At 45.5% G+C, this 22,387-nt stretch carries 20 protein-coding genes and 1 pseudogene; 7 read left to right on the top strand and 14 right to left on the bottom strand.

Annotated elements, in window-relative coordinates; translation table 11 throughout:
* The first annotated feature begins 5 nt into the window (after positions 1-5).
* From AB4405_RS13600 to AB4405_RS13580, 5 genes are all read left to right on the top strand, one after another.
* Entirely contained in the window at positions 6-1,016 is a 1,011-nt protein-coding gene (locus AB4405_RS13600; protein WP_372061305.1) for an ABC transporter substrate-binding protein, read from the top strand.
* 449 nt (positions 1,017-1,465) lie between these two features.
* Complete coding sequence (locus tag AB4405_RS13595; RefSeq protein WP_102470156.1) at positions 1,466-2,359, top strand: proline/glycine betaine ABC transporter permease; 894 nt, start codon at positions 1,466-1,468, stop codon at positions 2,357-2,359.
* Complete coding sequence (locus AB4405_RS13590; RefSeq protein WP_372061304.1) at positions 2,359-3,624, top strand: glycine betaine/L-proline ABC transporter ATP-binding protein; 1,266 nt, start codon at positions 2,359-2,361, stop codon at positions 3,622-3,624. The genes AB4405_RS13595 and AB4405_RS13590 overlap by 1 nt, the downstream gene beginning before the upstream one ends.
* Positions 3,625-3,950: 326 nt before the next feature.
* Positions 3,951-4,466 carry a hypothetical protein gene (locus AB4405_RS13585; RefSeq protein ID WP_372061302.1) on the top strand — a complete coding sequence of 172 codons (516 nt, stop codon included), beginning with the start codon at positions 3,951-3,953 and terminating at the stop codon, positions 4,464-4,466.
* A 113-nt stretch (positions 4,467-4,579) separates the two neighbouring features.
* On the top strand, positions 4,580-5,770 hold the full coding sequence (locus AB4405_RS13580) for an MFS transporter (RefSeq protein ID WP_372061300.1): 1,191 nt from the start codon (positions 4,580-4,582) through the stop codon (positions 5,768-5,770).
* Between the two features lie 119 nt (positions 5,771-5,889).
* Here AB4405_RS13580 and AB4405_RS13575 read toward each other — a convergent pair whose 3' ends face one another.
* Positions 5,890-6,039 (bottom strand): hypothetical protein, encoded by a 150-nt coding sequence (locus AB4405_RS13575; RefSeq protein ID WP_198593099.1) that lies wholly within the window; start codon positions 6,037-6,039, stop codon positions 5,890-5,892.
* 271 nt (positions 6,040-6,310) lie between these two features.
* Here AB4405_RS13575 and idi point away from each other — a divergent pair, with 271 nt between their 5' ends.
* Positions 6,311-6,856 (top strand): isopentenyl-diphosphate Delta-isomerase, encoded by a 546-nt coding sequence (gene idi, locus AB4405_RS13570; protein ID WP_102470152.1) that lies wholly within the window; start codon positions 6,311-6,313, stop codon positions 6,854-6,856.
* Positions 6,857-6,925: 69 nt separating this feature from the next.
* Here the strand turns inward: idi and AB4405_RS13565 are convergent, their stop codons facing one another.
* From AB4405_RS13565 to AB4405_RS13545, 5 genes are read right to left on the bottom strand one after another with little or no spacing between them, the layout of a single operon-like run.
* The gene (locus AB4405_RS13565; RefSeq protein ID WP_372061298.1) at positions 6,926-8,116 is read right to left on the bottom strand and encodes a hypothetical protein; all 1,191 of its coding nucleotides are present in this window, start codon (positions 8,114-8,116) and stop codon (positions 6,926-6,928) included.
* A 15-nt stretch (positions 8,117-8,131) separates the two neighbouring features.
* Positions 8,132-8,824 (bottom strand): ABC transporter ATP-binding protein, encoded by a 693-nt coding sequence (locus AB4405_RS13560; RefSeq protein WP_372061297.1) that lies wholly within the window; start codon positions 8,822-8,824, stop codon positions 8,132-8,134.
* A gap of 8 nt (positions 8,825-8,832) precedes the next feature.
* Positions 8,833-10,068 (bottom strand): ABC transporter permease, encoded by a 1,236-nt coding sequence (locus AB4405_RS13555; protein WP_372061296.1) that lies wholly within the window; start codon positions 10,066-10,068, stop codon positions 8,833-8,835.
* Complete coding sequence (locus AB4405_RS13550) at positions 10,058-11,329, bottom strand: ABC transporter permease (protein WP_372061295.1); 1,272 nt, start codon at positions 11,327-11,329, stop codon at positions 10,058-10,060. Before AB4405_RS13550 ends, AB4405_RS13555 begins: the two co-directional genes overlap by 11 nt.
* A gap of 31 nt (positions 11,330-11,360) precedes the next feature.
* Positions 11,361-12,104, bottom strand: coding sequence for an outer membrane lipoprotein-sorting protein (locus AB4405_RS13545; RefSeq protein ID WP_372061325.1), 744 nt, complete (start codon positions 12,102-12,104; stop codon positions 11,361-11,363).
* Between the two features lie 327 nt (positions 12,105-12,431).
* Between AB4405_RS13545 and glgC the strand changes: the two genes are divergently transcribed.
* The gene (gene glgC / locus AB4405_RS13540; RefSeq protein ID WP_277869441.1) at positions 12,432-13,673 is read left to right on the top strand and encodes a glucose-1-phosphate adenylyltransferase; all 1,242 of its coding nucleotides are present in this window, start codon (positions 12,432-12,434) and stop codon (positions 13,671-13,673) included.
* A 180-nt stretch (positions 13,674-13,853) separates the two neighbouring features.
* Here the strand turns inward: glgC and AB4405_RS13535 are convergent.
* The 8 genes and pseudogenes from AB4405_RS13535 to atpE all read right to left on the bottom strand — a co-directional run.
* A pseudogene (locus AB4405_RS13535) lies at positions 13,854-16,184 on the bottom strand (chitinase C-terminal domain-containing protein); the annotation flags it as partial.
* Between the two features lie 592 nt (positions 16,185-16,776).
* Positions 16,777-17,220, bottom strand: a complete 444-nt coding sequence (locus tag AB4405_RS13530) for a F0F1 ATP synthase subunit epsilon (RefSeq protein ID WP_102470145.1) — start codon at positions 17,218-17,220, stop codon at positions 16,777-16,779.
* 12 nt (positions 17,221-17,232) lie between these two features.
* Positions 17,233-18,618: a F0F1 ATP synthase subunit beta gene (gene atpD, locus AB4405_RS13525; protein ID WP_102470144.1), complete on the bottom strand. Its 1,386-nt coding sequence runs from the start codon at positions 18,616-18,618 to the stop codon at positions 17,233-17,235.
* Between the two features lie 20 nt (positions 18,619-18,638).
* Complete coding sequence (atpG, locus tag AB4405_RS13520; protein ID WP_372061293.1) at positions 18,639-19,493, bottom strand: F0F1 ATP synthase subunit gamma; 855 nt, start codon at positions 19,491-19,493, stop codon at positions 18,639-18,641.
* A 26-nt stretch (positions 19,494-19,519) separates the two neighbouring features.
* Entirely contained in the window at positions 19,520-21,058 is a 1,539-nt protein-coding gene (gene atpA, locus AB4405_RS13515; protein ID WP_102470142.1) for a F0F1 ATP synthase subunit alpha, read from the bottom strand.
* Between the two features lie 12 nt (positions 21,059-21,070).
* Positions 21,071-21,613: a F0F1 ATP synthase subunit delta gene (locus AB4405_RS13510; protein ID WP_372061291.1), complete on the bottom strand. Its 543-nt coding sequence runs from the start codon at positions 21,611-21,613 to the stop codon at positions 21,071-21,073.
* 11 nt (positions 21,614-21,624) lie between these two features.
* The gene (locus AB4405_RS13505; protein WP_102470140.1) at positions 21,625-22,095 is read right to left on the bottom strand and encodes a F0F1 ATP synthase subunit B; all 471 of its coding nucleotides are present in this window, start codon (positions 22,093-22,095) and stop codon (positions 21,625-21,627) included.
* Between the two features lie 42 nt (positions 22,096-22,137).
* Positions 22,138-22,374: a F0F1 ATP synthase subunit C gene (gene atpE, locus AB4405_RS13500; RefSeq protein ID WP_005306237.1), complete on the bottom strand. Its 237-nt coding sequence runs from the start codon at positions 22,372-22,374 to the stop codon at positions 22,138-22,140.
* Positions 22,375-22,387 lie beyond the last annotated feature (13 nt).

The following is a 22,387-nucleotide window of genomic DNA, read 5'->3' as shown; positions in this document are numbered from 1 at the left end:
TCACTATGAAATACCTTGCAAGGAAATTGCTGTTCTCTTCTCTTTTTTTAGCTACCTCCCTCCAAACTGTCTCTGCTAGCGAATGCGCCCCTGTTACTATCGCTGATATGAACTGGAACTCGGCAACCCTCATTGCCAATATCGACAAATTCATTCTCGAGCATGGTTACGACTGTCCAGCTGAGTTAGTACCGGGCGATACCATGCCCACTGGCGCATCCATGATATCCAAAGGTCAACCTGACATTGCACCTGAGTTCTGGAGTAATGCAATGCGTGAAGCACTCGATGCCGGTGTAAAAGAAGGACGCATTGAATACGCGGGGACGACGCTGTCTGATGGCGGAGAAGAAGGCTTTTGGGTGCCAGCTTATATGGTAGAAAAAGACCCTTCACTTGCCACCATCAAAGGCGTTATTGCAAATGCCAAGCAATTTGAACACCCAGAAGACCCATCTAAGTCGGCCTTTTATTCTTGCCCAGCGGGTTGGAACTGCCAAATTTCGGCGGGTAACCTATTTACAGCACTCAACCTAGAAGAAGCTGGTTTTGACGTTATCGATCCAGGGTCAGGTGCGGGCTTATCTGGTTCAATTGCCAAAGCCTATGAGCGCGAAGAAGCATGGTTTGGCTATTACTGGGCACCGACCGCGGTACTGGGTAAATATAAAATGGTTAAAGTCGATTTTGGTAGTGGTATTGACGCCACACAATTCAAAGACTGCATCACTAGCGAAGACTGTTTAGATCCAAAACCAACGATGTATCCACCTTCTGTTGTAGAAACTGTGGTTACGACAGCATTTGCTAAAAATTCACCTGACGCGATGGCGTATTTTGATAAACGTGAATTTACTAACGCGCAAATGAACGGTTTACTTGCTTGGATGGAAGACGAGCAAGCCGATGGTGAATATGCCGCTGAACATTTCATGAAAGAATACAAAGACACATGGGCAGCGTGGTTGCCCGCTGACGTCGCAACAAAAGTACAAATGGCCATCGATAAACTATAAATCGCCATTCGTCTTTAACGACGTTCAATCGCAAATAGACAGCGGTCATAACGATCGCTGTCTTATTTCTCCGCCATTTAGCTAAGCACAAAAACATTTTGCTTAACGTTTACGTTAGATGGCGCATTTTATTTACTGATACAACTTTACAACGACAACAACTATGGTCGTTTTTGGAATAGTGTTCACTCTTCAACAGTACAGTGCAATGCCCCATCAATTCGTACGATGCTAGCAAATAAGCTTGCCGCAAATGAATGACTTAGTGGTAAGTGAATCGGTTAGTGTCACATGGGGTGGTCAATGGAAATAGAAGATAAGACGCGAAACAGAACGACATTTTTACTATTGAGCCGTAGATAGGTATCCGACTTATCCAGTATCAACAAACATTGGTGCTAAAGAAAATACGGCAATAAATAGTGGCATAAGTGGTCAAGGAGTGACAGATGTTCGATGCCAGCTGGTTGAGTGAAATTCCTCAACTCGATAGAAAACAATTGCTCGATATACGCAAAACACTTGATGGTGCGTACCGAGAATTCTCAAGAGAATACGGAGACATGATTGAATCCTTATTCGACCCGTTACTTAGCTTTCTCATATGGTTTGAGAAGCTACTTCTCACTAGCCCTTGGTGGTTAATCATTGGTATTCTCGCCGGCCTAGCTTACGTTGCAAGTCGGTCGTGGAAACTCACCCTCTCTGTGGCTGTTGCTTTCTTTTTGATTGGCTTCTTTGGTATGTGGGACAATACCATGCGAACCATGAGTATTATTCTCGTCTCGACCTTTGTCGCCATTGCCCTCGGGATACCGACTGGGATAATCATGGCGCAGTCCAAAAAAGCTCGAGCCATCATCACACCGATATTAGACATTATGCAGACGATGCCTGCATTTGTGTATCTCATTCCAGTCGTGATGCTGCTAGGTATCGGTAAAATTCCAGGCGTAATCGCCGTGGTAATTTATGCGATTCCTCCTGTCATTCGTTTAACCGACTTAGGCATCCGATTAGTCGATAAAGAAGTGCTAGAAGCCTCTACTGCTTTTGGTGCCAGCCCGATGCAACGCTTATTTGGTGTTCAAGTACCGCTAGCAATGCCCAACATTATGGCAGGTATTAACCAAACCATTATGATGGCTCTTGCCATGGTAGTGATTGCCTCTATGATTGGCGTAAAAGGACTGGGGCAACCGGTTCTTAAGTCAATCACAAACCAATACTTCACGCTCGGCCTACTCAATGGTTTGGCCATTGTCGCGCTGGCTATCATTTTCGACCGCGTCTCGCAAAGCTATGCTAAGCGCACGCAGGCACATCTAGGAGGACGAGACTAATGACTCAACCTCAACCTATTATTCAGATTAGAAATCTGTACAAGATCTTTGGCCCAAAACACAAATCTTATATACAAGCCGTTAAAGACGGTGAGAGTAAAGACGATCTTTTGGCGCGAACCGGTCACACGCTTGGCCTGCAAAATATCAATCTTGATATTTATCCTGGTGAGATTTTTGTCATCATGGGGCTTTCAGGCTCTGGTAAATCGACTATGATTCGTCATTTCAATCGCCTAATTGAGCCTTCTGAAGGCGAGATCATTGTCGATGGCTCTGATGTAATGAAGCTATCTAAGAAAGGGCTTCAAGACTTTAGACGCAACAAGATGTCCATGGTATTCCAACGATTTGGCCTGCTCCCCCACAAAACGGTATTGGACAATGTCGCTTACGGTTTGCAAATTCAAGGCTTGAGCAAAGAAGAGCGCTTCAAAAAAGCCAACGAATGGATACAAACCGTAGGCCTTGAAGGCTATGGAAAGCAATACCCTAGCCAGCTGTCAGGCGGGCAACAACAACGTGTCGGATTAGCTCGAGCCTTGTGCACTGACGCTGATATTCTATTGATGGATGAAGCGTTTTCAGCCCTTGATCCGCTCATTCGTAGTGAAATGCAAGATCAGTTGATTGAGCTTCAAGAGAAGCTTCACAAGACCATTATCTTTATTACTCACGATTTGGATGAAGCGCTTCGTATCGGCGATCGCATCGCTATTCTTCGCGATGGTATGGTCGTCCAACAAGACAAGCCTGTAGACATCTTACTGAACCCAGCCGACGATTACGTTGAAGCGTTCGTTAAAGACGTCAACAGAGCGCGTGCACTGACGGTTGAAACGGTCATGCAGCCACCAATCTCGCGTATTACTGCCGAGACGTTAGGTGAAGCGATTGCACAGATGCGCCGCTCTTCTGAAGACTTTGGCTATGTCGTCAATGATGATGGCTATCAAGGCGTGATTACTCAAGAAGCACTCGATCAAGTTGAGAAAAAGGATTACCACAAAGAAATCCCGGCTCAGATGCTCGACGATGTTCCAGCCGTGCAAAGTGATGCACTACTTGAAGCCGTGATACCAGAAACGCTAGACAGTGACCATCCATTGCCTGTTGTGGATGACAATGGTGAGTTACAGGGTCACCTATCTAAATCTACGCTTGCAGATGTCCTTAGCGACACATCGCCATCAGAATCAGACCCAGAATCAAAACCTGAGTCCGATAGCGAAAAAACGCCTCCAGTAAAGAATAGCGCAGCCTAGCTGCATACTGCCCTCATCGACATCTTAACGCTGTCATTGAGGGCAGACATTCACTCAAGCAAACCCAAGAAAGATAATATTTCCCGATAAAATATTATCTTCTTACAAACATATAATTCAATCATCAAGCCTTAATTCCACTCACTATCACTGCGACCAATGCGTCTGAGCATTAATTGAACATCAATGAATTAAACTCATAGTTGTTGGCATCTAACTTCAATTAATCAGGCACTTACCACAATTTTAATAGTGACCCTGCTCGCGACAATCTATAAAATCCGCGCCCAATCCGTTTAACTTAACGCCCTACAGAGAACAACAACATGAATCAAGTATTCAACTCCATACACATAACAAAAACTGTGCTTCTTACACTTTGGATTGTCGCGGGTACCGCTATTTTACAAGAGCTAGGTATTCACGATAAGTGGCCAGCCTTCCTAGCGCTCATCTTTTTCTTTGAAGCCAAGTTCGACCTTAGTAAGCTTAAAAACATCTTCGCAGCAGGCATCACCGGTATTGCGATGGGTATGCTAATCCCTACCGTGTTAGGCACGTTAGCCCCATTTGTTGGCGGTATAAACGCGTTTTATATCTATGTCGGTGGTGTGGTACTGATTACTATTGGCTTAGGTCCTGTGGCGCACTTCGCGTTTAGCTACATCACTTTTACTTATGTGGTCATGTGTATTCTGCACAAAGACCATGTTGTTGAGCACGGTTTCTCTTGGATGGCGGTTGGCCTGCTAGGTGGCGCAATGTACATTGCTGGCGTAACAGTCATTGCTAAGTTTCTCGCACAGCAACAAACAAAGGCCGAGCCACAAAGCCAAGCGTAAACCAATATAGTGTCAAGAGAAGTGCATTGCTCCCTCAATGCACTTCTTTCTTTTCCTCACCATTTCTTGTACAACAGTCAAAGCCTCTATTTTCTTTTACTTGGATCGTTTAAATGAAGAACCTGCCATGGAATGCTTGGTTACTCGCCTGCGTACAGCCGTTCGTTTTATCCGTTGGTGCACTTAATGTATTTCTTGGCGGCATTATTGGTGCGACGTTACATGATTCCCCTGCTTACGCCACGCTTCCTGTCACGACCCTCATCCTTGGTGTGTCACTCAACGTTTTCCCAGCGGCAAAAATTCAGCACCTTCTTGGCAGGAAAAAAGCATTCATTATCGCTGCACTCATTAGTAGCTTGGCGGCGTTTTTTGCGAGTTGGACGATTGAGCAAGGCAATTTCTGGGGGTTCGCATTCAGTACTTTTATCCTAGGAACACAACTGTCGTATGTCGGGCAGTATCGATTTGCCGCTATTGAGAGTTGCGACAACGCGACTCAACATGTCTCTGTGATCAGCTTAGTCTTAGTTGGTGGTATTGCGGCGGCTTGGGTAGGACCAGAATTACTAAACTGGGGTCAACTGATTGGTGTATTTGACTCTGCTTACGCCAACGCTTACATGGCGATGGGGGTATTGGAACTGATTGGTGCGATGGTCATTGCTCTAGGAATGAAGCCCCTCCAAATTCCAGAAGTAAGCAATAATGCCGGTATCGTCAGGCCTGTCCATCAATTATTTCGTCAACCTTTGTTATGGCTCGCGATTGGATCCGGCTTAACCGCCTACGCCGTAATGGCGTTTTTGATGACCGCCACCCCACTTGCCATGTCGGAGCATGGACATGATATCCAAAATGCAAAATGGGTCATTCAAAGTCATGTCATGGCGATGTATCTCCCTTCGCTCATCATTCCCTTTATCATTAAACGAATCGGACTTTATAAACTGATTACATTGGGCAGTATTATCTTGCTCGGATGTATTGCTATTGGTCTAATCGGTCACTCCGTCCACCACTATTGGTGGGCGCTCGTCGCATTAGGCGTTGGCTGGAACTTTCTGTTTATTGGCGGAACCACACTTTTACCGCAAACTTATCGCCCACACGAACGGTTTAAAGTTCAAGCGATCAACGATTTCTCCATCACTACCTTTCAGGCGGCAGGATCATTAGGTGCTGGTATCGTATTATTTTCACAAGGATGGACATGGATGCTGTTTGCATCGCTATTCCCGATAGGATTATTGTTGATGCTGAATTTTTCAGTAAAACTCAATAACTCGATGAAAAATGCATAGCCGATGATACCCAACGTGACACCCGCTTAAATAAAAACGCCTAACATAAACTATGTTAGGCGTTTTTATTGCATTCTTTTCGACTGCGTCAAAGCAAGCATAAATGATTAAATCAATGGTTAAACAACAAACTCAACCATACCGCTTTGTAGCTCAAAGCCCTCTTTTTCTTCAACCCAACATTCTACCAACTGGCCTTCAACGTCAAGACGCTCACAATCTTCCAACACACCAAACTGTCCGTTAGTTAGCTTCACCACTACATCCATATTCACTTCCTTTTTATTGTTGGGTCTCATAAATAACAATAGACTCAAACCAAATAAAATCAACAAATTACGACTAAAGTTTAATACGCCCTTTCATCACGTCGATACCGCGTCTTAGGCTTAGCATGCAAGTATTTCTTATTTACACCGTGATATATATTTTGGTCATGGTATAGTCGCCTCGCTCGCGAAAGGAACGAAGTGAGTTAGACTTAATAAGTAATCAAAGCTTGGAGCTTTGCACACTTCCCGTAGCAGTAAGGCAAACAATATGTATGACGATATAGTGGTCATTGTAGACCGATTGGGTAACCAAATTGGTGTAGAAGAAAAACTGAATACTCACCGTCTAGGCCTGAGGCATTTGGCATTTTCCGTCATGCTGTACCGAAAAACTGCTAATGGGTTTGAGTACCTACTTCAAAAACGCGCCCTAAACAAATATCACAGCGCAGGACTCTGGACCAACACCTGTTGCTCTCACCCTCGCCCAGAAGAATCGATCATCGCCGCGTCAACACGACGTTTAGTTGAAGAGATGGGCATTGATGCAACGTTGGAACTGGAAGACATTGGACATATAAGCTATTGCGCTAAATTTTCGAATGGCCTCACTGAAAATGAACTGGATCATGTCGTTATTGCTCACATCGATGATGTCGCAACCAAACTCAATCCAGACGAAGCATCACAATGCCAGTGGTGGTCAGAGTCACAGGTAGACGCACATTTAGCAAACCAGCGCAGTGATTTTACGGCTTGGTTTCCGTTGGTCTTCGAAAAAATAAAACGACATCTTCATCAATCGAACCAATGAGTCACCACTCATCACTTCCACGATGCTCCCCTGTTGTACCTCAATTGAATACCGATAAAACCATGGGGATTAAAAAGACCATTTGATATTGGCGTACAGCAGTGTAGACGGCGTCTGTCCAAACAAACTTTGCGTGCTACCATCAAAACGCTGAAGTACGGTCAGTAATTGCCAATCATTGGCAAGTGAATAGCTGTTCGACAAACCAACAAAATACGATCCGTCTTCATAATAATTCCCTGACGCGGTAAAGCGATTTAACGCGGATAAATCAAAACTGACATCGGCATATCCCGTATAGCGAGTGAAACTCAGGGTTTTTGCTGTCAATGGCAGTGTCAGATAGGCTTCCGCATCCAACGCTTCTTGAGGTTGACTGATATACAGCACCGATGCACGGAGCATCCAATTTCGTTGACCGCTAAAACTGAAATCTGTTTCCAGGCTAGAGACTAACGTCGCGTTGTCGTTTTCTTGAGCCCCCCCTTCTCCTTGTGACCACGGATCAAACCAAGTCAACTCACCGCGCAAACTCGCACCATTAATATCGCCAGCAAACCCCGCACCTAGCACATTATCGAGCCCCGAACGACCCACGAGCGTCTGCGCATCCCAACCATTGTAATTGAACAAGTATCGTGCCGAATAACGCTGAAGATCACTGTCTTTGTTTGGGCTATAAACCACGTCAAAGCTGCTGGCAAAACCCAGTTTTCGGCTTATTGATATTGCATCGGTACCAGGACGTTCCTCGTAGTCAAAATCATAAATTGAATACGAGTTGAACAGGTCATTTGGGTTCCAGACGGTATTCATCGCCCAATTTATACGAGAGCGTCCGACGCGAGTATTCCATTGCTCGCCTTGCCAATCTAAATACAGTCGATCGAACTGGCTATTCACAATAAGGTGTTCGTTATCGATAACATTACGTGATAGATCAAAATAACCCGTGTCTAATTCCGCCACTTCTGAATAGTAAGGCAGCGACAAACTATCACCAAACAATGCACGATTTCGCATACCTGCATTAAATCGCAGTGACGATGAATACCTATATTCATAGTTAAATCGCTGGTGAATGAGGTTATCTAGTGAGTTAGCGCCATGATCGGGAATATTACCGGTTGCCATATATTTTACGTAGCCATTAAGATCCCAGCTTTTTTCAGGTATTAATCCCGGTATTTCTGCCTTCACTTTCACCATATAACATGCCGCGCCAACAATAAAAATGAGTGTTACGACTTTTTTCAACATAGTTAATTCGGTACTCTACTGCTCGACTTGTGGTGTATCAGAGACCAGTTTTCCGTCTTCAAAAACGATGACGCGCTTTGCTCTTTTTATCACGCGAGGGTCATGCGTTGAAAAAATGAAGGTGGTCCCCTCTACTTCATTCAATTGTTGCATGATATCAAGTAGTTCAGAGGTACTTTGTGCATCTAAATTCGCAGTAGGTTCATCCGCCATAACGAAACGAGGTTGAGATGCCAGCGCTCTCGCTACGGCAACCCGTTGTTGTTGTCCACCCGACATCTTGGTTGGTCTTTTGTGTTTTTGCGTGGATAATCCAACCTGCTCTAATAAAGTCTCTGCTCGTTCACGACACTTATCCTCAGTTATGCCCTGTAATTGCATCACAAACTCGACATTTTCCAACGCCGTTAATACGGGTAATAAACTGTAATCTTGAAATATGAAACCAATATGGTTGCGTCGAAAGGCAATGCGTTCTTTCTCTGACAATGTGGCGATATCAAGCCCATCGATGACAATTTGTCCAGAGGTTGGTTGATCTATGCCCCCTAGCATATTGAGTATTGTCGTCTTGCCCGATCCAGATGGCCCCATAATGGCCACAAACTCCCCTTCGGCAATCGAAAGCGTTAACCCTTGAACCGCGTACACAGGGAATTCACCGTTGGCGTTATAGGTTTTAGTCAATTTGCTTAGTGTTATTGTCATGGTTTCCTTTAGTGCCTTTCAGCCATCGCCTCAACTGGGCGCTGCTTCAAAATTTGTCGCGCGGGATATAAAGCAGAGAAGATTGATGCCATTAATACGGTCACAAATACCATCAGGTACTGCTCGTATCTGACCTGTGGGTAAAGTAACGAATCAATACCATAAGCACCTAACCCTTCTGAACTTGCCCCAAGCTCAATACCTGTAATGCCCAAAATAGTCATTAACGTAATACTGCTCGCAATCCCCAGTGCGGCTCCAACGCTTCCTAGAAATAGGGTCTCAAGCATGATAAGTGAAAAGATCTTTTGCTTTTGCATACCAACCGCCATCAAGACTCCAAACTCTTGCGTTCGCTCAAACACAGACATCAGCATAATATTGATGATGCCAAATGCCATTGCGACCACAAATACAATCAACATCACTTGATTGCTAATTTTCATCGTACTCATCATTGAAGCAAGCAATGGTTGTATGTCGAACCAAGCTCGCGCTTGTGTTGACGATGGTAACCTCATATTTAGAGCAGTGACGATATCGGTGACCATCGTACGACTATCAGCCCCTAAAGTAGCGGCAACCATAATCGAGTATTCATGAACGTCGCTGAGTTGGGCGACGTGTTGGATATCTGACTTTCGCACCAACACGTTGCTCTCATCGTAACTAACGGACGGTGTTTGAAAAATACCGTTAACTCGAAATGCTGATCCCGTCACCTCACCTTGTGGGTCTGTAAAGGTCAGTACCACTTTTGAACCTATTCGCAGCTGTAAACGCTCGGCTGTTTTCATCGATACAACGATAGGATGGCGACCGCTATCGTCTAACCATGCTCCCTCAATAATATGTTGTGATATCGGCGTAAAATTGGCTTCTATCGTTGGGTCCACGCCGACGATCCGCACACCTCTTGTACTCCGTGGGGAAGCAATCATACCGTCAACCAAAAACCTAGATGTCCATTTAAAGATTCGTGGATCATTACTGAATTGGTTGGTGATCGCTTCTGAACCCGGCAGATGAGCATTGATATCCGGATTATCATTAAACTGTTTACTATGAATCTGGATATGGCTTGTCTGCCAAGCAATCGCATTGTGAATCATGTTATCAACGAGACCATTCATAAACCCTATCATGGTCACCACACCTGTTAATCCAAATATCATGGCTCCCAGCATAATGCTGGTCCTTAGCTTATTGCGCCAAAGGTTTCGCCACGCCATCTTAATGACCATGGGTGCCTCCTTTTAGTGCGCTCACTAAGTTCATTCGTAAAATCCGCCACGTCGGTCCGATAAGACAAACCAACAGTATTACCGCCACCGCAATCGCCTGATTAACAAATAAGTCAGGGTCTAAGTGAACCGGTAAAATAGGCTCAAAACCAGATTCAAGCATCACCTGGGCGGCTTGACCCGTTATCTCGATAGGATGAAAATAAAAATAACTCAACATTGGTATGGCAATAGTAATACCTATGCTTATGCCTAATACGCAAATAAAGGCGGATTCAACAAACAGCAGTCCAACCAATCGAGCTCGACTCATACCAGCAGCGAGCATGACTCCAAATTCACGTTGGCGTTCTAACGTTGTCATCATAATCGTGGCAAATAGGCCAAAGCCGACGATACCGTATAAGAGGTAAATGAGAAAAATGCCACCCGCTCGATCTAAGGCGATCTGCTGCGCCAACTCAGGCGACAGCTCTTTCCAATCTCTAGCCCTTATTTTCTCACCAAGGTAAGAAGACAAAGACGCTTTCACTTCATCGACGTCATTCAGTCGGTGGGTGTGGAGCACCCAAGACGTCACTTGGTTGCCTGTACTATACAAGGCTTGAGCCTGACCAATAGGCATATAAACCAATTGATTATCTAGGCTCGCTACAGGGAATTTTAAAAGTCCATTTACAGTGTAAAGCCCTGCAGCAGTCTGGCCTTGGTAGCCCTGTCCATAGAGCACAATTTCATCCCCTATGCCAAGGCGTAGATAGTGCGCGAGCCCTTCACCAATCAATACCCCAGGATGACGAATTGCGTTCAATGTTGATGAAATAGTAAGGGGATCATCTTCCGATATTAGGTACTGCCCCTGCGACACCTTGTTACTGATCCCGGAATACCTATTCTCTAGAACAGGATCAACCCCCAACACAATGACGCCTTTCGAACGATCGCCAGCGGCAGCTAATGCGACACTTTCAAGCCTCGGAAGGACAAACTCAATCGACGGCATCGCCGTAAGTTGATTCATTTGATGGATATCACCTGACAATAGATCATCAATACTTGGGTTATCGGCATAACCTGTCGCCTGTAGCTGAATTAAACCGGTATAAAAACGAGCGGTATTATCAATATTGGTGTTATAGCTCCCTTCTTGAAAGCTTCTTGTTAACAATGACAGGACTAACGCGAGTGCAAGTGCAGACGCCGTTAAGATCGTCCGTCGCTTTTGTCGCCATAAATTTCGCCATGCCAGTTTTATCAACATCAATATTCCCTCGACTTAAGTCAGTAACAGGTTAGTCTCGGAGGGCTTTCATTTGATTTTGAGAAAAGAAGCTATCCTCTATCGCAAAATCAAATAATGCGGCATGCGTTATCATCTCAGTTTTTTGTCCCGGTTTGTCTGCTGGCGCCATTTCCATGCGAGTCGCGACCATTCGGCCACCTAACTGCCTCACATCAAAACTCTGCATGGTACTCACCTTTTCATCAAACTCATCATAAAATTCTGCTTTACGTTGCAGGAAATTTGCTTGTGACACCCACAACCTCACCTTACTCCAGACTACCGGTGCGTCAGGCTTTGCTATTGCATCAATCACCCACACCTTCACGCCATCAAAGGTATCTTCCCGAACTAATTGATGAGAGTAGTCCACAACAATTGACGACTGATTGATCAAATCATCATTGGTAAAATCCGACCCCATCCAAGATTGGCCGAGCATCGAAGGTGCAATTTTTATCACCCGCTCAATGTTAGGGATCCAATTCCACATTTCACGGTCTCGCTTTAATGATGCAGAGCCTTTATCTTTCGCAGGCGCGGTAACCAACACCAATGATAACGATTTATCTTTGGTCCAGCTTTTCATGCTCATGCTTCGCGTCCAATTAGGCCTAATGATTCGCATCGTTAATTCAGAATAACTCGATTCACCACGCATAGACTGATCAGACTTTTCAACAATCTCAGTCGGTGTTTGTGCAAGCGTGACGGTACTGCTTATGCATAGTGCAATAGACGCGATGAGTGACATCAATCTCATAAATTGTGACCTTAATATCTCATGATAACAAATAAACTATAACAATTTCAGGGAGTAATAAGTGTGATCTCACCAATATGGAACACAAACGTTCCATATATGGGTCCCTAATTGTCTTTTAGTTACACCGCGCACCAGAATGGAGCAAGCGCCCTAAATAGGCAGTTAATGTGGTGCAAATTACACACGCACAATCATCTTATTACTATTTTTCAAAGCGTTACCTATTGGCGTAATTCTTGTATTAACTCTATTAAGGCAGCTAAAAATGTCGATTCGACCACAAATTAGTTTCAGTGCGCCCCCCAATCCAGAGTTCTGCACCAAACAAGGAGAGTTATCATGCAAGATGTTCTTACTATCGTACTCGCAGGAGGGAAAGGCTCGCGTCTCTACCCTTTAACAGATGATCGAGCAAAACCAGCAGTGCCCTTTGGTGGTAAGTATCGAATTATTGATTTCACCTTAACCAATTGCCTCCACTCTGGTTTAAGGCAGATATTGGTGCTGACACAGTACAAGTCTCATTCATTGCATAAACACATCCGTGACGGTTGGTCGATTTTTAACCCCGAATTGAAAGAGTTTATTACCGTCGTTCCGCCTCAAATGCGTAAAGGTGGGAAATGGTACGAAGGGACGGCGGATGCGATCTATCACAACATGTGGTTGTTGTCTCGAAGTGATGCTGAATATGTTGTTGTACTCTCTGGTGACCACATCTATCGTATGGACTACGCCGCAATGGTTGAAGCACACAAAGAAACCGGAGCAGAGCTTACCATTGCGTGTATGGATGTTCCAAGAGAAGACGCCTCTGCATTTGGTGTCATTGAAACTAATCACCACCAACAAGTTGTCAGTTTCCAAGAGAAACCCGTTGATCCGGCCTCAATGCCAAACGACCCAAATAAGGCGCTCGTTTCGATGGGCATCTACGTGTTCAATATGAAAGCCTTAAAAGATGCGTTAAACGACGATGCCGAAATAGAGTCATCAAGTCATGACTTTGGGCATGATTTAATACCTAAGCTTATCGATAGTTTGGGTGTCTACGCTTATCATTTTGGCGAAGAAGTGGGACGAGTGGCGAAAGATAGCTACTGGCGTGATGTAGGGACTATCGACTCATTTTATGAGGCTAATATGGACCTACTCGAACCCGTTCCCCCAATGAACTTGTACCAAAACAACTGGGGGATTCGCACCTACGAGCCTCAATTACCACCAGCTAGAACGGTATCGTCAGTGACGGGTAACGAAGGGATATTTATCAACTCAATCATCTCCAATGGTGTGGTGAATTCTGGGGGATCCGTGCATCGTTCTATCTTATCTTCCAATGTGAGAATCAATGACGGCGCTACGGTGGCGGACAGCATTATATTTGATGGTGTAACGGTTGGTGAACACTGCCGAGTGGCAAATTGCATCATCGATAAACACGTGATTATTCCTGATAATACCGTCATTGGTTTTAATCACACCGAAGATGCAGCAAGGTTCTCTATTTCGGAGAAAGGCGTCGTTGTTATTCCCGAGAGCTATGTTTTTAGCTAATTACTCATGGTGACAATAAGCGAATCAACTTAGTGGCGTATAAAACACGAGCCTTGTCATCGTAGTTAAACCTGCTAGCTCTGATACGAACCCGCCCTATCTGAAAACACTCTGCAGATAGGACGGGTTTATGCACTATGCTAGTGCACTACGGACAATATCAATCCATGACATGCCAATTTAAAGTACGCAGACCTCTTCCCAACTTCCATCGCTGCCAGGAATCGAGTTTGTCCACCATTTAGCTTTGTATACCACACCATTATAACTCATTTGATCTCCACCACTTGCATGGCTAGGCAAGCCCTGCCAATCCGTTTGCGGAAAATCAGGGTACGCATTGACACCAGTAGAGCTACACGTGCCGGGCGTCCCACCGTTTCCATCACCAGGATTACCGCCACCGATCGTTAAATCACCAATCGGTAAGTCAGGTTGCTCAAATGCAAAAGCATACTCTGCCCCATTTACGTTGACGGTATAATTCGCCGGCCCAGAGATCGGCAAGTAGTACACCATATCGAGTTCATAGGCTGAACCTGCTGGTAAGCTTTTCCAACTTGGCAGCGTAAATGCGACGCGATGCATTGGACCGTCTAGCCCGCCAATATTGTCGGCGCGCGTATGCCCTGAAGCAATGACTTTAAGCCCGCCACCCGATTGATCTTTGGCATTATCTGGAGCGGAGACGGGAATATCAAATTGGAACTCGGTTCCGCCTGGGATATCACTACCGGTGTTATTGGTAAAGGTAACTTTTGGGTTAATTGGGTAATTTTGGTCCCCCACTTTGAAGCCGCTAATCTCGACTGAAATATCCACCGCTTCGGTCGGGACCGCACCGGTTGCGACAGTATTTCCATAGGGAGTGGCGCTCAGGAACTTATCATACATGGCTTTTGTCATGCTGTTACCCATGTGATATTCACCGTTGCCAGTCGCACAGGCTTGTTCACTTAGGTCAATCGCACCACGGTTACCACTCACGTCAAAGATGTAACAGTTGTAGTCCCCCGCCAGTTCCCAAAACATTATCCCGCCAATCTCTTTATCAATGACGTAATTAGCCTTAGCATTAATGGAGTCCACGTCTTCAGTGGAGAGGAATACATTTTTATCGGCATTCCATAACCACGGAGCAACCGCGACGCTGTCATAGTGGCGAGTATAGTTGCCAAACAAGACATCATCAGGGTCATTAACGGGATCAAGGCCGTAGGCGGCGGCATAAGAGCCCATAATGCCTTTTTCTAAATTCTTCGCATGCCACATTGGGTTCGAGCCCGCGCCCATTTCTATCCCATTTGCATCCTTGTCATGCCACATGTTGTCAATGCCTAATGCCCCATAGCCACAATTGTTCTTCTCCCCTTCGCCTGTACCTGCGGCACATTCGGCTTGATTAGGCAAAGGCGCCCGCCCCCAAAGCCCGTTCGTTCCGCCCGTCACATTTTGCCAGCCACGTGTATAATAAGGCACACCAATATTGATGCGTCCCGCAGGCATCGAACCACGGAAATAATGGTATGCCCAGTCGGTGTTGAGGTAGCCAATACCTCCATATGCGGCTGTACCATAGACGTTCCATTGCGCCAATTCAGAGTCTTTTCCTGTGTCATACAAGGCCGCATTATGACCAACGTGATCATTCCACGCACCGTGTAAATCGTAAGACATGATGTTGACGTAATCCAAGTACTTGGTCACGGCCATCGTTTCCATCCCTCTAAGCAAATAGCCAGAAGATGGCGCGGCAATCGTCAACATATAATGAGTACCATCTTGGGCACTGGCTGCATCGAGTTTTTCACGTAGCACTTTCATCAGTACGTGATAAGAGTTCATCAAATAAGCGCGACGAGATTCTGAAAACGCAACATCATCTGGGTTGCCAGCCCCTGCCATGGAGGTTGGGTATTCATAATCGATGTCCAGCCCATCAAATTGGTACGTTCGCATCATTTCTACGGCTGAAGTCGCAAAGGTTTCAATACCTTGCTGGTTTATCGAGCCATCGGCATTGGTGGTCATGGTATAGAAGCCACCATCTGCAACGCGGCTTCCATCCGTAGCAAAGTGACCGCCTGTCTCAGCCCAGCCACCAATGGAGATAAGGGTTTTTACGCCATGTTTCTTTTTCTCCGTGGCAAGTGCGCCGAAATGCCCTTTAAAACCGAGCGCAGGGTCAACGTCAACGCCTGGCCATTCTTTATTAACGGCCGCATTGTTAGGGTCATTCAGGTCACCTACGTTCACTTTGCCATCAGAGCCAATACTGACAAAGGCATAGTTAATATGAGTCAATTGCTCCCATGGAATATCATTCACCAAATAAGAGGATTGTGGATCATCCCCTGCACGCCAACTAGTAAAGTACCCAATCACACGTCTGGGGTGATCCGCCCCCATAATTTCACGCCCTTCGGTATCGTAAGCGGTACAATATGGCACATCGATGTCCGTCGTTTTGTAGAGCCCGTCTGGTCGACATTCTGAGTGAACTACAGGTACCGCATTCGCTTGCATGTGGAAAGACGTTGAGCAGATAGCCGCTAAAAGGCTGACTTTGCCCCACTTTCTAGTACGTTGAAGGCTATTAGTGAATTCCATTTGTATTTTCTCCATAAGTAGTTGGTCATGCTGATGTTATTAGCGGTTCAACTCCCACAGAAGAGAAACAGCTTGATAACATAATATTTACATCACAATCCCACTTTAGCTCTGAAGAAAATAAAGTGTCTCTTTTTTAACCTTATTGATATTTTTATTGACCGAATAACAAGAATGACTCGCAATAAAATGCCGATTCAATGCAATTCAGCCACACTTATTTTGCATCGAGAACGCACCCCTCGGGCCGCACAATATGCTGTTTGTCTTCTTTATCTACCTTTTGTCACCGACACTTCATACCAAGAGAGCCGTCGTTTTAATCACTGCATGCTTACTCATTAATCCTGAACCAAAAACTATTCTCAAAATGAAATCGAAAAAAACCTTATGCCTTCACTCTTCGAGGAAGGCATAAGGCCTTTATTTTTTGACTACCATTAACGTTTTTGGTTAACGGCTAGCGTGACGAAGTAACGGTGGTTGTTACCGATTAACGACGTAGCTGTTGCATCGTCAGTTCAACCGCTCGTAGCTGAGCTAACGCTTTTGCGAGTTCAAGTTGTGCTTGCGCAAAGTTAATATCATCGGTGTATTTATTGATATTTTCTTCTGCGGCTCGCCTTGCGGTCTCTGCCCTAGCCTTATCGATTTCTTTACCATGCAATGCCGTATCAGCAAGTACCGTCACCACATCGGGCTGAACTTCTATCAATCCGCCTGACACGTATAAAATCGTTTCTGATTCTTTTATGTCACCCAAGATCCTTGCCACACCGGGTTTGATCTTGCTGATGAGTGGCGAATGCCCCGGACGGATACCTAACTCACCATCTTCACCCGTCACCGCAATAGCATGAGCGGGGCCGGAATATAACGTGCCTTCAGCGCTCACGACATTAAGCTGGAAGGTTCGTTGCGAAACACCAATTGCCATCGTGCTACCTCACTAAAGCGTCTTCGCTTTTTCTAAGACTTCATCAATAGAACCGCAATACATAAATGCTTGTTCTGGGATGTCGTCATATTGACCATTTAAGAGACCTTTGAATCCGGCTAAGGTATCTTTTAACGGTACAAAGACACCAGGTTGACCAGTAAACACCTCTGCCACGTGATACGGTTGTGTCAAGAAACGCTCTACTTTACGAGCACGAGACACCAAACGTTTATCCTCTTCAGACAACTCGTCCATTCCCAAAATCGCAATGATGTCTTTAAGCTCTTTGTAACGTTGTAACGTTTTCTGTACTGACTGGGCAATGTCATAATGTTCATGACCAACAACAAGCGGGTCAAGTTGGCGAGACGTAGAATCCAACGGATCGATCGCTGGGTACAGACCCAATGCTGCGATGTTACGAGACAACACAACGGTGGCATCCAAGTGAGCAAACGTCGTAGCAGGTGATGGATCGGTTAAGTCATCAGCAGGCACATAAACGGCTTGAATAGACGTAATCGAACCCGATTTGGTAGACGTAATTCGCTCTTGAAGTACACCCATTTCTTCTGCAAGTGTCGGTTGATAACCTACGGCTGATGGCATACGGCCAAGCAAAGCTGACACTTCCGTTCCTGCCAGCGTATAACGGTAGATATTATCAATAAACAACAGTACGTCACGACCTTCATCACGAAAGCGCTCTGCCATTGTCAGACCCGTTAACGCAACACGAAGTCGGTTACCAGGAGGCTCATTCATTTGCCCGTACACCATGGCAACTTTATCGAGAACGCCCGCATCTTTCATTTCATAATAAAAGTCATTGCCCTCACGAGTACGTTCGCCTACGCCTGTAAAAACAGACAACCCGGAGTGCGCTTTCGCTATGTTATTGATAAGCTCCATCATGTTGACTGTTTTGCCAACCCCCGCGCCACCAAAGAGACCGATCTTACCGCCCTTAGCAAAAGGACAAATTAGGTCGATCACCTTAACGCCCGTCTCTAGCAACTCATTGCTGTTCGCTTGTTCTTCGTAGCTTGGCGCACTGCGGTGAATCTCATAATTCTGTTTTTCACCGATGGGACCGCATTCGTCAATAGGTTCACCTAGTACGTTCATAATACGCCCAAGGGTTTCCTCACCCACAGGAACGGTAATAGCACTGCCCGTCGTTTCAACTTTAAGTCCGCGTTTAAGGCCATCTGACGTACCCATGGCGATACAACGAACGATACCGCCGCCCATTTGTTGCTGAACCTCTAACACCAAAGACGTGTGTTCTTCACCAATCAATCTCAGTGCGTCGTAAACTCGCGGGCTGTGGTTTTGTTCAAACTCTACATCAACGACCGCGCCGATAACTTTGACAATTTTGCCAATACTCATAATCAAACCTCTAAATTCTGTTACACCGCTTGGGCACCAGCGGTAATTTCGCTGAGCTCTTGTGTGATGGCTGCTTGGCGCGCTTTGTTAAAGACCAGCTGCAAATCATCGATAAGTTGTACCGCGTTATCTGACGCCGACCTCATCGCAATCATCCGTGCAGCTTGCTCACAAGCGATGCTCTCTACCACACCTTGATAAACCAGTGACTCAACATATCGAAGCATCAAGTGGTCCAGTATGTCTCGCGGCGCTTGTTCATAGATGTAATCCCAGCGCGTCTCTGTTTTCTCTTCTTCCATTGGGAACGGCAGAAGTTGCGTCACCGTAGGTTGCTGCGTCATCGTATTCACAAACTGGCTATAGACGAGATAAAGTCGGTCTATCTGCCCTTCTGAATAGTGCTCCATCATGGCATGCACGGTACCAAGCATATCTTTCAGTTGTGGGTGGTCACCAAGCCCAGAGGTTTGCGCAATGACATGACCGGAAGCTTGAAAAAAGCTAATTGCTTTCGAGCCAATCAGTGTCGTGTCCACCTCAACGCCTTGTTGTCGCCATTGCTGCATTTCACCTAATACTTTGCGAAACAAATTGGTATTAAGCCCGCCACAAAGACCACGATCAGAAGAGATAATGATGTACGCCACGCGTTTTACATCTCGTTCTTGCAAATACGGATGACTGTATTCCAAGGTGCCTGATGACACATGACTGATCACTTTTCTCATGTTCTGTGCATAAGGTCGTGACGCTTCCATATTGTCCTGGACCTTACGCATTTTGCTTGCTGCCACCATTTCCATCGCACTCGTTATCTTTTGAGTACTTTGTATACTCAAGATCTTGGTGCGTATCTCTTTGGTATTTGCCATTGCTGACTCCTACTTCGTTGATGGAATTACGATTGCAGCGCGGAGAACTCTTCAAGAACAATTCGAAGTTGAGTCTCGATGTCCTTGTTGTAATCACCACTACGATCTATCTCTTCAATAAGTTTGGGTGCGGTTTGTTTAGCGAAGGCAATTAGCCCTTCTTCAAACCCTGCAACCTGCTTAATGGATACGTCTTCTAAGTAGCCTTGCTCTGCAGCAAAAATAACCAATGATTGCTCAGCAACGGACATAGGTGCGTATTGCTTTTGTTTCATCAACTCAGTCACTTTTTCACCGTGATTAAGTTGCTTGCGTGTTGTTTCATCAAGATCTGACGAGAACTGCGCAAACGCGGCTAACTCTCGGTATTGGGCCAGTGCAGTACGAATACCACCAGACAGCTTCTTAATGATCTTGGTTTGCGCAGCACCACCGACTCGAGATACCGAGATACCTGGGTCAACCGCTGGTCGCAACCCTGAGTTAAATAACTGGGTTTGCAAGAATATTTGTCCATCTGTAATTGAAATTACATTGGTTGGAACAAACGCAGACACATCCCCTGCTTGGGTTTCAATAATAGGCAGTGCAGTCAGTGAGCCGGTTTTGCCCTTCACTTCACCATTAGTAAAGTGCTCGACATAGCTTTGATTAACTCGCGCAGCTCGTTCTAATAGACGCGAGTGAAGGTAGAACACGTCACCAGGGAAGGCTTCTCGACCCGGTGGGCGCTTCAACAGCAATGAGATCTGACGGTACGCCACCGCTTGTTTAGAGAGGTCATCGTAGATAATCAGTGCATCTTCACCACGGTCACGAAAGTACTCGCCCATCGTGCAGCCTGAATAAGGTGAAAGGTATTGCAGAGCCGCTGACTCTGACGCTGACGCGACAACGACAATCGTGTTTTCTAGCGCGTTATGCTCTTCCAGCTTACGAACCACGTTAGAAATAGTGGACGCTTTTTGACCAATCGCCACATAGATACATTTCACGCCAGTCGAACGTTGGTTGATGATGGCATCAATTGCCATTGCAGTTTTACCGGTTTGGCGGTCACCGATAATCAATTCACGTTGTCCACGACCAATGGGTACCATGGCATCAACGGCTTTGTAGCCGGTCTGAATCGGTTGGTCCACGGATTTACGCTCGATAACACCCGGCGCGATGACCTCTACTGGATCATGACGCTCAGCTTTAATGTCACCTTTACCATCAATCGGCTGACCTAGCGTGTTAACAACGCGACCAAGCAATGCAGGGCCCACCGGTACCTCTAAAATACGACCGGTACCTCGGACCTTCATCCCTTCACACAAATCGGCATAAGGGCCCATAACCACCGCGCCAACGGAGTGACGTTCTAGGTTAAGTGCCAACGCGTAACGATTGTCCGGAAGCTCAATCATTTCACCTTGCATGGCATCAGCAAGGCCGTGAATGGTAATAATACCGTCACTGACCGAAATGATGGTGCCTTCATTTCTCGCTTCACTTGCCATATCAAAATTGGCAATGCGCTCTCTGATCAGTTCACTTATTTCATTAGAATTTAATTGCATATTTTTCCCCTACTACGTATGTAGGTTGATAGCGAGGCGGCTAAGAGACGAGTGAATACTGCCATCTAACACCTGCTCACCAGCTTTAATCACAACACCGCCTACTAGCGATGGCTCAATTTCTTGCGCGATTCGAACCGCTTTACCGTATTTGGCCTCAAGAGCATGCTTCATCGCATCAAGCTGAGTTAGCTCTAAAACCTCTGCACTATAAACTGTCACTTCCATGGTTTTTTCATGCTCTGCTTTGAGCTCAAAAAACACAGTAATCACGGTCGCTAGTAATTTCAGACGCTTGTTCTCTGCCATTACTTTGAGAAAGTTCTTCACGTATTGACTTAGCCATTCATTACAAGTGGTTAGGATCATATCTAACAACACCTGCTCTGAGCCTTGCTCTTCAAGGTCATCAATCACAGTAATCACCGCAGGTTGATTGGCGACAAGCTTTAATAACCCAAATGCTTGTCCCCACTCGTCAAGGAGTCCTTCTTGCTTAGCAAAGTCAAATGCTGCTTTAGAGTACGGTTGAGCAATAGAAGTAAAATCGTTCATAAGACTTACCTCTATATTTCGCTGATCATATGGTCAACAAGATCGCGGTTACTTTTTGAGTCGAGATTCTTGCGAATAAGCTTGCTTGCGCTTTCAATCACCAAATCAGCCATCTCTGCTTTTAGTTCCTGGCGTAGGCGAGTTTTTTCATTCTCTACTTCAGCTCGACCTTCAGCGATTATTCGATTCTTTTCCTGCTTCGCCATTTCTGCAGCCTGCTCGACCAATAAATTCTGGCGTTGCTGACCTAAATCAATAATGGCTTGGGCTTTTTCTCTCGCCTCCGCAATTAAACATTCACCGTTCGCTTTAGAGAGTTCCAACTCTTTTGCCGCCGCTTCTGTATTTCGAAGACCTACCGCGATTTCTTCTCGGCGTTCATCAAGCAATATTACCAATGGTGGCCATACATATTTCATACAAAGCCAAACAAAGATAACGAAAGAGATTGCTTGACCCAACATGGTTGCATTAAGGTTCATAACATCCTCACCTAATTAATTAGTTCAAATACTGACTCTGAATTAAGCAACAGCGAAGATGATATAAAGACCAATACCAACACCAATCATTGGTACCGCATCAACTAGACCCATCATAATAAAGAATTGAGTACGCAACATCGGCGTAAGATCTGGCTGGCGAGCAACACCTTCTAAGTATTTACCCGCAAGGTTACCAATACCTGTTGCTGCACCAGCAGCTCCAAGACCGATTAATAGTGCACCTGCAACGTATAGAACAGCACTAACAATATCCATAACAACTCCTAAC

The sequence above is a fragment of the Vibrio sp. 10N.261.51.F12 genome (assembly GCF_041471725.1).
Lineage (GTDB): Bacteria > Pseudomonadota > Gammaproteobacteria > Enterobacterales > Vibrionaceae > Vibrio.
Note: the sequence above shows the minus strand (reverse complement) of the source record. Positions and strands in the feature narration are given on the sequence as shown.